Genomic DNA, 11,544 nt, shown 5'->3' on the forward strand with positions numbered 1-11,544 from the left:
TTTGACTTTGCCACTCTTCAGATGTACGGAGCTTGTTCAAAACTCAAATAGGATTCCTATATAAGCATTGTTATTACTGTACTTGAAATAGAAAGAATTCCAGTAGCAGCTATACCCGAACCAGCTAAAATTGCGCCAACTATAGCAATAACAATAGTCCATTCCAATGGATTAGGACTCTGACAAGCCTGAATAAAGATTATAGTAAAATGAATTTTCCTACTTCAATAATTTAGTTAATGTTAATTTTACAAACAAGCCTTTATTTTTAATAATAGTAAAATTACTCAAATTATCCCCCTTCAGCTTAATTGGCTATAAAATTAAGTGTTTTTGCAGTTGCCTTGATTGAGTAAATCACAATAGCGCGATAAGCTAGAGTTAGGGGCAAAACTGATTCACAACTGGCAACGAACCTAGCTTGGGGTAACGATGGCAACAGAACAAAAGGAACAAAAGCACAGCACTTATTTATCAGAAGCCGAAAGCCGTTTGCGTCAACTTTCTATTGAAAAGTTGCGATTAGCAGTTGCAATTATTGCTTATTTGCAAGAAACAGAAGAAAGCGAAGCTACTGAAAAACTATTATTAAATATTCCTGATTTTGCCGAATCTTTCCGCGAAATTGAACAAAATGAAGACAAATTAGAAAATACTGCCTCAAATCAGATTGCCTCAGATGAAGAAGTATGGCAGGCTTACTTAGCTTCTAAACAGAAATGGCAGGAGGTTTACCGTCGCCTTGCAGACTCCTAGATTTCTTTCTATTTCTCAAGTCCTAGACATTCACCAAGATGAGATAAACAGCTTTGGTGGAACATCTGGTGTCAGAGACGAAGGTTTGCTAGATTCAGCATTGGCACAACCTCAAGCTACTTTTGGCGGTGAACTTCTCCATCCAACAATTCACGAGCAAGCAGCAGCGTACCTGTACCATTTAGCAATGAACCATCCGTTTATTGATGGCAACAAGCGCACTGCATTTGCGGTTATGGATACCTTCATAACCTTAAACGGCTACAGTTTGAACTTATCGCAAGAGCAAGCTTACAACTTGGTGATTCAAGTAGTGACAAAAGAAATATCCAAAGAAGAATTATCTAGATTTCTGGAACTGCATTTACAAGGCAAGTAAATCGATAGAATAATGCTCTGTCCCCCAGAGTGCATTACGTCCATGACTGCAACCTCAAAACCAGCCTTTTCCGCTGAAGAAATCGCCGCAGAAGGTTTAAAGCCTGATGAATACGCAGAAATTGTCCGCAGGTTAGGGCGTCATCCTAACAAAGCCGAACTGGGAATGTTTGGGGTGATGTGGTCTGAGCATTGCTGTTACAAAAACTCTCGACCGCTATTAAAACAGTTTCCCACCGATGGCCCCCGCATCCTCGTGGGGCCTGGTGAAAATGCTGGTGTTGTAGATTTGGGCGACGGACTCCAACTAGCTTTTAAGATTGAATCCCATAATCACCCCTCAGCTGTAGAACCATTTCAAGGTGCAGCAACCGGAGTAGGCGGTATTCTCAGAGATATTTTTACAATGGGTGCGCGTCCCATTGCTCTATTAAATTCCCTGCGCTTCGGTTCCCTAGAAGATGCCAAAACTCAAAGGCTGTTCCAAGGCGTAGTGGCGGGAATTTCACATTATGGTAATTGCGTTGGGGTACCCACAGTGGGGGGTGAAGTTTACTTTGACTCTGCTTACTCTGGTAATCCTCTAGTGAACGTTATGGCACTAGGGTTGATGGAAACATCAGAAATCGTCAAATCTGGAGCATCTGGCTTAGGCAATCCCGTACTTTATGTTGGTTCCACCACTGGGCGCGATGGCATGGGAGGCGCAAGTTTTGCGAGTGCCGAATTAAGTGATCAGTCAATAGATGATCGCCCTGCTGTGCAAGTGGGCGATCCCTTTTTGGAAAAATCGTTAATTGAAGCTTGTCTGGAGGCGTTTAAGACGGGTGCAGTTGTCGCCGCTCAAGATATGGGAGCGGCGGGGATCACCTGTTCTACTTCAGAGATGGCCGCAAAAGGTGGTGTGGGAATTGAACTAGATTTAGATCAGATTCCCGTCAGAGAAACGGGGATGGTTCCCTATGAATATCTGCTTTCGGAATCTCAAGAACGAATGCTGTTCGTTGCCCACAAGGGACGTGAGCAGGAATTAATCGACATTTTTCATCGTTGGGGACTTCAAGCCGTTGTCGCCGGTACAGTCATAGCTGAACCGATCGTGCGGATTTTCTTCCAGGGTGAAGTAGCAGCAGAAATTCCGGCTGAGGCTTTAGCGGAGAACACCCCACTTTATCATCGGGAGTTATTAGCAGAACCACCAGAATATGCGCGTCAAGCTTGGGAATGGACTGCTGATTCCTTACCTGATTGCACAACTGCTGGAATCGAACTCGAAGAATGCCTGCAAAGTTGGAATGATATTCTGTTAACTTTGCTCGATACACCCACGATCGCTTCTAAAAACTGGGTATATCGTCAGTATGACCATCAAGTACAAAATAATACGGTAATACTACCAGGTGGTGCAGATGCGGCTGTTATCCGTTTGCGCCCGTTTGAAGAAATGCCCAATCGTTCGACTGAGCGTAGCCGAAGTCTAAAATCCCAAATCGTTCGACTGAGCATCTCGACTTCTCTACGAGACGCTACGCGAACGCTCGACGGAACCGTAGCCGAAGTCCCAAATCTAAAATCAGGAGTTGCGGCGACGGTAGATTGCAATCCTCGTTATGTTTATCTTGATCCTTACGAGGGAGCTAAGGCAGTGGTTGCAGAAGCTGCACGCAATCTTAGCTGTGTGGGTGCAGAACCTCTGGCGGTAACGGATAACCTGAATTTTGGCTCTCCCGAAAAACCGATTGGTTACTGGCAATTGGCAGAAGCTTGTCGCGGTTTGGCAGAAGGTTGTCGAGAATTGGCGACACCAGTCACGGGTGGAAATGTCTCTTTGTACAATGAAACTCTTGATTCTCAAGGAATTCCACAACCAATTTATCCCACCCCAGTAGTAGGTATGGTGGGCTTGATTCCTGATATAACCAAAATTTGTGGTCAAGGTTGGCAAGCATCCGGCGATGTGATTTATCTTCTCGGATTGCCTCTGGCATCCAAAATCAGTTTGGGAGCATCAGAGTATTTAGCCACTATCCACGGTACTGTTGCCGGAAAACCGCCACGGGTAGATTTTGACTTGGAACGCCGCGTCCAGAAAGTTTGTCGTGAAGGAATTCGTAATGGTTGGGTACGTTCAGCCCATGATAGTGCTGAGGGAGGAGTGGCGATCGCAATAGCCGAATGTTGTATTGCTGGCAACCTTGGTGCCGAAATCAATTTAGAAATACCACCAACTCAGGCACTGCCTCGCCTTGATGAAGTTCTGTTTGCCGAAGGTGGTGCCAGGATTTTAGTTTCTGTAGCATTAGAACAACAAGAAATTTGGGAATCATACTTACAGGAACATCTGGATCAAAAGTGGCAAAAACTGGGTACGGTTGGTAATTTTGAGACGGGTTTGGGGGTTTTCACCACTGATAACCAAACCTTGATCAAAGTTAGTATCGAATATATGAACGATCGCTATTCCCATGCGATCGCCAGACGTCTGGCCATCCCCACCACTACCCCCAAAGAAGTTAGGAGTTGAAATTGAGGAGTTAGGAATAAAAAGCATAAATCCTAACTCTTTTTTTTACGTCCCTGAGCATAATTACGGTACTGTTTTAATAGATGGTTAAAGATTTGTTAAGAACTCTACCATCATCTATCTACATAATCCCAGTGACTTGACTACCGATTTGAGATTTTGAATTTTAGATTTTGGTGAGGTAGTGCGGTCTTGGAGGCGTTGCTTCTGGTTCATGTCTTGCTCCTAGTGGGCGAAACAAGTCTAAAATAGCCACTCTCAAATCCCAAGCCGCATCCCTACTATGGTGCGATCAATCCAAAATCGTCAATCTAAAATCCAAAATTGATTGACCCCCCCACCAGGAGCAAAGCTAGCATGATTTCTATTCATTCTGTCACTTCGGATGAATACCCCGACCAGATCAACAACCCAATCAATAGTCATGAAAATCAGCCTGACAAGCCAGAAGAAGCTTGTGGTGTTTTTGGCATCTACGCCCCAGGAGAAAACGTTGCTAAACTGACCTACTTTGGATTGTATGCCCTCCAGCACCGGGGTCAAGAATCAGCTGGTATTGCCTCCTTTGAGGGTACACAAGTACATCTTCACAAAGATATGGGCTTGGTGTCTCAAGTTTTCAATGAATCTATCTTGGATCAGTTACCTGGTAGCCTTGCTGTTGGTCACACTCGTTATTCCACCACAGGTTCTAGCCGCAAAGTTAATGCTCAACCCGCAGTACTGGAAACTCGCTTAGGTTCATTAGCCCTGGCGCATAACGGTAATTTAGTCAATACTGTACAACTACGTCAAGAGTTGCTTGAGAATAAATGTAACTTAGTCACCACAACAGACTCAGAAATGATTGCTTTTGCGATCGCAGAAGCCGTAAATGCTGGCGCAGATTGGTTAGAAGGTGCAATTCAAGCATTTCACCGTTGCCAAGGAGCTTTTAGTTTAGTCATTGGCACTCCCAGTGGCGTTATGGGTGTCCGTGACCCCAATGGCATTCGCCCGCTGGTAATTGGGACTTTGGCTGGTAATCCAGTCCGTTACGTTTTGGCTTCGGAGACTTGTGGTTTAGACATCATTGGAGCCGAATACCTGCGAGACGTAGAACCAGGGGAATTAGTTTGGATTACTGAAGAAGGTTTAGCTTCCTATCATTGGAGTCAACAGTCCGAGCGGAAATTGTGCATCTTTGAGATGATTTACTTTGCCCGCCCTGATAGCATCATGCACAACGAGAGTTTGTACAGCTATCGAATGCGGTTAGGGCGGCAATTAGCTCAAGAATCTGCTGTAGATGCCGATATTGTCTTTGGTGTTCCTGATTCTGGTATACCTGCTGCGATCGGATTTTCACAAGCGTCTGGTGTATCCTACGCTGAAGGTCTGATTAAAAATCGCTACGTTGGGCGAACTTTCATTCAGCCAACCCAAGCCATGCGCGAGTCAGGTCTCCGCATGAAACTCAACCCCCTCAAAGATGTGCTAGCAGGTAAACGAGTGATCATCGTAGACGACTCAATAGTACGGGGTACTACCAGCCGTAAACTAGTCAAAACCTTACGTGAGGCTGGTGCAGTAGAAGTGCATATGCGAATTTCTTCTCCGCCTGTAACTCATCCCTGCTTCTATGGCATCGATACCGATTCTCAGGATCAGCTAATTGCTGCTACAAAGTCAGTAGCGGAAATTGCCAAGCAACTGGAAGTAGACAGCCTCGCCTATCTTAGTTGGAAGGGAATGCTAGAAGCAACACGAGAAGACACCAATAGTTTCTGTTCTGCCTGCTTCACTGGAGATTATCCTGTAGCGATTCCTCAGCAAGTGAAGCGTTCTAAGTTGCTCTTAGAAAAGGTAGTGGGGAGTGGGGAGTGGGGAGTGGAGAGATGAGGGAGATGAGGGAGATAAGGAAGGAGGGGGAGCAGGGGGAGAAGAATTAATAACCAATGCCCAATGCCCCATGCCCCATGCCCCATGCCCCATGCCCCATGCCCCATGCCCCATGCCCAATCCGTCTAAAATAGGTAAATACTCTAACAGAGATGATTTATGAACCAGCCGATATCTGAGAGAGTGCGCTGGACTACCGCCGACTTACAATTGTTTCCAGATAACGGCAACCGCTATGAAATTATTGACGGAGAATTGTTTGTGACCAGAGCGCCTCACTGGAATCATCAAAAAACTTGTGTCAGAATTAGCACTTCTTTGGATATTTGGTCATAGACTACTGTTTTGGGAGAAGTTGTGACTGCTCCAGGAATAATTTTTGGCGATAATGATAATGTGATTCCTGATGTTGTCTGGGCTAGCAATGAGAGATTACCCCTACTTTTAGATGAGGCTGGGCATTTGACCGGTGCGCCAGAACTGGTTGTAGAGGTGCTATCTGCCGGGAGTGAAAATGAAAAGCGGGACAGGGAACTTAAACTAAAGCTTTACTCAGCAAGAGGTGTCAGAGAGTATTGGATTGCAGATTGGTACAAGCAACAGGTAGAAGTCTATCGACGCGAACAAGCGAGTTTAAAGTTAGTTGCTACTTTGTTCAATGGTGATGAATTAAGTTCACCCATATTGCCTAATTTTAACTGTGCGATCGCACAATTATTTACTTAAACAAATTAGTCAATAGTTATGATTTGTACTAAATTTGACAACTACCCTTCATCAGATTGCCTTTTCTAGCGTCTAAGATACCTAAGACGTTTGATTTTACTAAATTACAACCCAATCTACTAACTGATTTGGCTTGTGCGATCGCAATCTTGTTTATTAATCGTATTACTAAGGCATTTCTGACGACAAGCCGCTTTGCATCTACGCTAATTCATAAATTTAACTGTGCTGTAAAAACTCAACTTTGGGCAATAACGGGTCAGTCACAATACCCACGCCACTAAAACCCCAGCGTTTGAGCAAGTTTCCTAACTGTGTACGCGCAATAGATTCTACAGCAAAGCGATTTGCCACTTCTCCCGCATGGGTGTTGAGATAGCTTAAGGCATCAAAGTTTTCCTGAAATAGTAATAAATAACCTGATGTTTCGGCATCAGCACGAGCAATAAGATAATTACCGTCAGTTTTTGAGCGCACCAAGTAATAAACTTCGGACAGCATGGAGATGAGGATGGGGGGAGTGAGGAGATGAGGGAAATGCGGTTAAACCATTGACAAATGACAAATGACTAATTGAGATTTTCTAGGCGAATGCGTGGATCGGCGGCTTTTAACATTAAATCGGCGATTAAATTACCAACAATCAGTAACACTGCGCCCATTACCAAGCTTGCCATTAACAAATATAAATCTTGAGCTTGTAAAGCCTGTAAAGTCAACCTCCCTAAACCGGGCCAGTTAAAGAAAAATTCGGCAATGAAGGCACCGCTTAATAAACTAGCTAATTCAAAACCCAATAAGGTAATCAAGGGATTTATGGCGTTGCGGAGTGCATGAACGTAGATCACACGGTTTTCTGGTAGTCCTTTGGCACGAGCCGTTTGGATATAATCTTGACGCAGAACATCCAATAATTCGCCACGAGTGATGCGTTGCAAACCAGCAAAACTAGTAATTGAGAGGGCAATCGTGGGTAAAATCATGTGCCAGCCGATATCTAAGATTTTGCCAAACCACGATAGTTCCGAGTGAATAATGCTAGTCATACTACCCACTGGGAACAGAGGAGAGGTGCTTTGGGCTAAAACCAGTAGTGCTAAGGCGGTGATGAAAGGGGGAAAGCCTTGTCCGGTATAACTAATCACCTGTAAAACCCGGTCTGATAGCTTATTTTGGTTAACAGCAGCAAAGATCCCTAGAGGGATGGCGATCGCCCATGTGACAATTAAAGATGCGATCGCTAATAGCAAAGTCGCTGGTACCCGTTCCCACAACAACGATGCCACTGAACGTTGATAAATAAAACTCGTACCAAAATCCCCTTTTGTCAAGATTCGCCATAGCCATAGCCAAAATTGCTCTGGCCAAGACTTATCTAGACCAAACTGCCGCTTGATTTCCTCAATTCTTTCTGAGGATATCTTCGGGTTTTGCCGCAGTGTATCGACATAATCACCGGGAGCGAGTTGAATAATAAAAAACGATAACGCTGCCGCCAAAAACAAAGTTAGCAGTGCCTGCAATAGCCGCTTTGCCACATAAACAAAAGTTTCGCTAGTAACTAGCCTGATTAGCCAATCCCGACCGGTCTCCAAGGAAATTCTCGTAGATGTCATTTGTCTTTTGTCCTTTGTCCTTTATCATTTGTCATTTGTCTAATGACCCATGACTAATATTCAATTAGAGAGATAATCGGCACGTCCGGCAAATATTTACGCCCTTCTAAATCTCGTAGCTCGATAATAAACCCAAACCCCACCAGTTCGCAGCCAATCTTCTGCACCAACTTTGCTGTCGCACTCGCAGTTCCACCTGTGGCAATCAAATCGTCCACAATCAAAACTCGGCTACCTTCGGGTAAAGCATCTTGATGCACTTCTAGGCAGTCTGTACCATATTCTAGTTCATACTCCATTGAGTGAACGGCTGCTGGTAACTTCCCTCTTTTGCGGACGGGAATAAAACCAACTCCTAATTTATAAGCCAGGGGTGAGCCAAAAATGAATCCCCTCGACTCTATACCGATGACATAATCCGCCGTTATTCCAACTTCATTGCATTTTTGTGTTAAAAAGTCAATAGTGTAGCGCAGTCCCTCTGGATCGCGCAGCAGCGTAGTAATATCCCGAAATAAAATTCCGGGTTTGGGGAAATCTGGGATGTCACGAACGAGAGACTTCAAATCCATAAAAAAGGGATTGGGGAATGGGGCATGGGGCATGAGGCATGGGGCATGGGGCATGGGGCATGGGGAATGAGGGAGATGAGGGAGATGAGGGAGATGGGAAAGATGAGGGAGAAGAATTAATAACCAATGCCCAATGCCCAATGCCCAATGCCCAATGCCCAATGCCCAATGCCCAATGCCCAATTTCAGATACCTGAAAAATCGTACACTATAATGTCATACGCTGGGAGTCGAGGCTGAAGCTTCGTCTTTCATTGACGATAATTAGAATCTAAACCAAGCTAGAAAAGGTATTGCACTAATAAATGGGGTGAATTAACTGATGTTTTAAAACTTTAATTTCAATATAGGGAAACTTTTGAGTAGAAAGAGTTAACTAATGTATATATCAGGTAGTCATGCTAGTACTACAAGTCTAATGTTCAAGTCTTGGCTACCGATCTTAAATTTGTTTTATCTAGTCTGTTGGAACCGCACAAGGTATTTATAGAATGAATGTCTCAGCAAGTTTAACGCCGTTCAACAGTCCAACCCAAGAGTCACTGCCGACGATTCTGGACACTTTACCAGATCCTGCGATCGCTTCTAAGACGTGTCCTCGGAGAACGCGGTTGCAAATTGACCTGATTTTACTGGCAATTGAAGCTTTGGAACTTGGTGGTTCGGAAGCAATCCTGGCTTTTGCTCAAGAGTTGGATCTTAAAGGAATTGTTAAAGACAGGGTGAATTTATGGCGAATGCGTAGCTCTAACCCGCTACGAAGAGCGCACATGCGCCGTCCCTTAACTATTATGGAAGCAAAAGCTCTGGTGGTCATTGCTTGCTACATGGCGCGGCGTTTAACTGTTGTCATCCGCCAGTTATTAATGATATGTCAACAAATGGAAGAAAAGCAGATTCCATTAGAACAGAATTTGCGCCTATCTAATTACCTAGAGCGGTTTAGAGCGCATTTTAAGAGCCGGATGAATGCTCGACGTTCTGGTTTACTGGCATTAAGTTCTGATGAAAAATTAGATGAGCTAGCGATAAATTTGTTAGGACAATTACTATTTTGTACCGGTACAGCTGGAATGCAGAGGTTCTGGATTAGTCTTTTTGACGGTGAAGTGGAATGAATATTCAACGTAAGTATAGTCTACCTAATTGTACACTGCTTTTAGAAGGGTTAAGTGATGTTACTAGGGCTGCACAGTTCCAGGAAATGCGCCCGGAATTATCAATATTGGTAAATGCAGAATGTTATTTATCTGGTTACAACCAACCCCTAACGGGAGGGCGAGAATTTTTTGAAAGTTTGGTGAGGGCTGTTAGTGGCTATGCCCAAGAATTTTTAAGTAGTGTACCCAATCCGCAAGCACACAACCAGGAATCGGAGTTAGTAGAGTTTCACAAAGTTGACAGCAACCGACACAGGTTAATCATCCATTCAGAAGGTGCTCCAGAGGGGTTTGAGTCTCAGTCTAAAAATTCCAAACGTCCGCCGATTGAAATAGATTTGAATACGGTGCAGTTGTTTGATTTAGTGGAAGCAGTGGATCAGTTTTTTGCTGATAGCCAAACTTTACCAGAACTATCCCTAGAACTACAACCAGTTACCAGACGCTATGGCGGTGCTAGTCAGGCTTTGATCAGGCAAGCAGTTCCTGCTGCTGTGGGAGTATCAACTTTAGCAGTAGCAGCGATCGCTTTTAACTTGATTCCACCTCCCCAAATACGTCCACCTCAGCCTCAACCAGATGAGCAAAGTAGCTCTACAACAAAAAGCCTCACTCCTCCAATATCATCAACTGCTGCAACTCCCATCGCTGCTGCAACGCTCACACCAAGACCCACAGCTAATACAAAGCCGGCAGTTAAAGATTTAGAAGCACTTTTAAATACAGTTTCGGAAATTACTGATCCATCCCAGTTACGTGCATTGAATCGCCAAGTCTACAACCAAATTCATCCAGCTTGGACTAATCGCTCAGGATTGAACGACGATTTAATTTATCGTCTGGGTGTAGCTGCGGATGGGGCGATCGTTGGTTATAAAGCGTTGAATAAAGAGGCGAATCTAGCAGTAGGGAAAACTCCTCTGCCTAACCTACTTTACAATCCTGCTAACCGCACTCCCATTGCCAATGAACCGATCGCCCAATTTCGAGTAGTGTTTAATACAAAAGGTGTACTAGAAGTTAGCCCTTGGCGGGGATATGCTAGTACACCACAGGTACTCGGCGCAAAAATTACTGACTCTAATATAGTTAAAGGTTTAAACCAAAAGCTTTATAGTACAGTTCGTAAAACCTGGAGTGGCACCCCCACCTTTACGCAAGATTTAAAATACCGGGTAGCGGTTAACAAAGATGGTGTAATTGCTGACTATGAACCACTCAACCAAGTTGCTTTTGACTATTTCCGGGAAACACCCCTTCCAAAGATGTTCAACGCTATTTACGGTTCCAATGTCGCAGCTCCCAACAATAAAGAACCTCTCGCTCACTTCCAAGTGATATTCAAGCCTAGCGGCAAACTTGAAGTCAGCCCTTGGCAGGGATATCAATAATTAGGGCATGGGGCATGGGGCATGGGGCATGGGGCATGGGGCATGGGGCATGGGGAATGGGGAAGAGAATTAAGTCCCTATTCTCTATTCCCTATAGATTTAAGATAAGCATTAAGCTTGGGTAACAGTTCATCAAGAATTGGTTTAAATCTGCTTACCTGTTCATTTGTCAATAACTGTCTGGCGTAGGCTAACCTCAACCAGCTGATTGTTTCATACAAAGACCCTCTCGCAATCTTGACAAAACGTCGATTGTCTTGGTCGTTGTACCTACCCCTCCCTTCTGCGATGTTCGCACAAACACTATCAGCAGACCGAACAATTTGCTTCCCCAGTGTATCTTTAGTGAAATTGTCCCATCCTTTAACAATATGCCAAATTTCATTAGCTAGCTTCTCAGCAAGTTGATAAACTTCTAAGTCCTCAAAATCAGGTCTTCTCACAAAAGTCCATTGATCATTTATTGATCAATAGTTCCCAATCCTCAATGCCCAATGCCCAATGCCCAATGCCCAATGCCCAATGCCCAATGCCCAATGC

The 11,544-nt window shown here is 44.2% G+C and carries 12 protein-coding genes and 1 pseudogene; 9 read left to right on the plus strand and 4 right to left on the minus strand.

Going from position 1 to position 11,544, the window contains the following annotated elements; genetic code table 11:
• The first annotated feature begins 432 nt into the window (after window positions 1-432).
• The 6 genes and pseudogenes from PUQ00_RS30095 to PUQ00_RS30120 all read left to right on the plus strand — a co-directional run bounded on the left by PUQ00_RS30095 (window position 433) and on the right by PUQ00_RS30120 (window position 6,265).
• Complete coding sequence (locus tag PUQ00_RS30095) at window positions 433-756, plus strand: hypothetical protein (protein ID WP_300423411.1); 324 nt, start codon at window positions 433-435, stop codon at window positions 754-756.
• On the plus strand, window positions 743-1,135 hold the full coding sequence (locus PUQ00_RS30100) for a type II toxin-antitoxin system death-on-curing family toxin (RefSeq protein WP_300423413.1): 393 nt from the start codon (window positions 743-745) through the stop codon (window positions 1,133-1,135). Before PUQ00_RS30095 ends, PUQ00_RS30100 begins: the two co-directional genes overlap by 14 nt.
• Window positions 1,136-1,177: 42 nt before the next feature.
• The gene (gene purL / locus PUQ00_RS30105) at window positions 1,178-3,658 is read left to right on the plus strand and encodes a phosphoribosylformylglycinamidine synthase subunit PurL (RefSeq protein WP_300423414.1); all 2,481 of its coding nucleotides are present in this window, start codon (window positions 1,178-1,180) and stop codon (window positions 3,656-3,658) included.
• A 357-nt stretch (window positions 3,659-4,015) separates the two neighbouring features.
• A complete protein-coding gene (gene purF, locus PUQ00_RS30110; RefSeq protein ID WP_300423416.1) occupies window positions 4,016-5,539 on the plus strand; it encodes an amidophosphoribosyltransferase in 1,524 nt (507 codons plus the stop codon).
• Complete coding sequence (locus tag PUQ00_RS30115; protein WP_300423417.1) at window positions 5,514-5,702, plus strand: hypothetical protein; 189 nt, start codon at window positions 5,514-5,516, stop codon at window positions 5,700-5,702. Before purF ends, PUQ00_RS30115 begins: the two co-directional genes overlap by 26 nt.
• Window positions 5,699-6,265: pseudogene (locus PUQ00_RS30120) on the plus strand (Uma2 family endonuclease). The gene PUQ00_RS30115 and the pseudogene PUQ00_RS30120 overlap by 4 nt, the downstream one beginning before the upstream one ends.
• A gap of 219 nt (window positions 6,266-6,484) precedes the next feature.
• Here the strand turns inward: PUQ00_RS30120 and PUQ00_RS30125 are convergent.
• From PUQ00_RS30125 to PUQ00_RS30135, 3 genes are all read right to left on the minus strand, one after another.
• Window positions 6,485-6,766 carry a hypothetical protein gene (locus PUQ00_RS30125; RefSeq protein ID WP_300423419.1) on the minus strand — a complete coding sequence of 94 codons (282 nt, stop codon included), beginning with the start codon at window positions 6,764-6,766 and terminating at the stop codon, window positions 6,485-6,487.
• Window positions 6,767-6,834: 68 nt separating this feature from the next.
• On the minus strand, window positions 6,835-7,881 hold the full coding sequence (locus PUQ00_RS30130; protein WP_300423420.1) for an ABC transporter permease: 1,047 nt from the start codon (window positions 7,879-7,881) through the stop codon (window positions 6,835-6,837).
• Between the two features lie 53 nt (window positions 7,882-7,934).
• Window positions 7,935-8,453, minus strand: coding sequence for an adenine phosphoribosyltransferase (locus PUQ00_RS30135; protein WP_300423429.1), 519 nt, complete (start codon window positions 8,451-8,453; stop codon window positions 7,935-7,937).
• Between the two features lie 38 nt (window positions 8,454-8,491).
• Between PUQ00_RS30135 and PUQ00_RS30140 the strand changes: the two genes are divergently transcribed.
• The 3 genes from PUQ00_RS30140 to PUQ00_RS30150 all read left to right on the plus strand — a co-directional run bounded on the left by PUQ00_RS30140 (window position 8,492) and on the right by PUQ00_RS30150 (window position 11,004).
• The gene (locus PUQ00_RS30140; protein ID WP_300423422.1) at window positions 8,492-8,650 is read left to right on the plus strand and encodes a histidine kinase; all 159 of its coding nucleotides are present in this window, start codon (window positions 8,492-8,494) and stop codon (window positions 8,648-8,650) included.
• Between the two features lie 294 nt (window positions 8,651-8,944).
• Window positions 8,945-9,571: a DUF3038 domain-containing protein gene (locus tag PUQ00_RS30145; protein WP_300423424.1), complete on the plus strand. Its 627-nt coding sequence runs from the start codon at window positions 8,945-8,947 to the stop codon at window positions 9,569-9,571.
• Window positions 9,568-11,004 (plus strand): DUF4335 domain-containing protein, encoded by a 1,437-nt coding sequence (locus PUQ00_RS30150; RefSeq protein ID WP_300423426.1) that lies wholly within the window; start codon window positions 9,568-9,570, stop codon window positions 11,002-11,004. Before PUQ00_RS30145 ends, PUQ00_RS30150 begins: the two co-directional genes overlap by 4 nt.
• A gap of 77 nt (window positions 11,005-11,081) precedes the next feature.
• Here the strand turns inward: PUQ00_RS30150 and PUQ00_RS30155 are convergent, their stop codons facing one another.
• Window positions 11,082-11,447, minus strand: coding sequence for a four helix bundle protein (locus PUQ00_RS30155; protein ID WP_300423428.1), 366 nt, complete (start codon window positions 11,445-11,447; stop codon window positions 11,082-11,084).
• Window positions 11,448-11,544 lie beyond the last annotated feature (97 nt).

The organism is Nostoc sp. S13, assembly GCF_029379315.1.
Taxonomy (GTDB): Bacteria; Cyanobacteriota; Cyanobacteriia; order Cyanobacteriales; family Nostocaceae; genus Nostoc.

Bases quoted from the DNA above. Each gene is read 5' to 3' on its own strand.
- PUQ00_RS30095 (WP_300423411.1), top strand. From the start codon at position 433: ATGGCAACAGAACAAAAGGAACAAAAGCACAGCACTTATTTATCAGAA.
- PUQ00_RS30135 (WP_300423429.1), bottom strand. From the start codon at position 8,453: ATGGATTTGAAGTCTCTCGTTCGTGACATCCCAGATTTCCCCAAACCC.
- purL (WP_300423414.1), top strand. From the start codon at position 1,178: ATGACTGCAACCTCAAAACCAGCCTTTTCCGCTGAAGAAATCGCCGCA.
- purF (WP_300423416.1), top strand. From the start codon at position 4,016: ATGATTTCTATTCATTCTGTCACTTCGGATGAATACCCCGACCAGATC.
- PUQ00_RS30150 (WP_300423426.1), top strand. From the start codon at position 9,568: ATGAATATTCAACGTAAGTATAGTCTACCTAATTGTACACTGCTTTTA.
- PUQ00_RS30130 (WP_300423420.1), bottom strand. From the start codon at position 7,881: ATGACATCTACGAGAATTTCCTTGGAGACCGGTCGGGATTGGCTAATC.
- PUQ00_RS30125 (WP_300423419.1), bottom strand. From the start codon at position 6,766: ATGCTGTCCGAAGTTTATTACTTGGTGCGCTCAAAAACTGACGGTAAT.
- PUQ00_RS30145 (WP_300423424.1), top strand. From the start codon at position 8,945: ATGAATGTCTCAGCAAGTTTAACGCCGTTCAACAGTCCAACCCAAGAG.
- PUQ00_RS30140 (WP_300423422.1), top strand. From the start codon at position 8,492: ATGGGGCATGGGGCATGGGGCATGGGGAATGAGGGAGATGAGGGAGAT.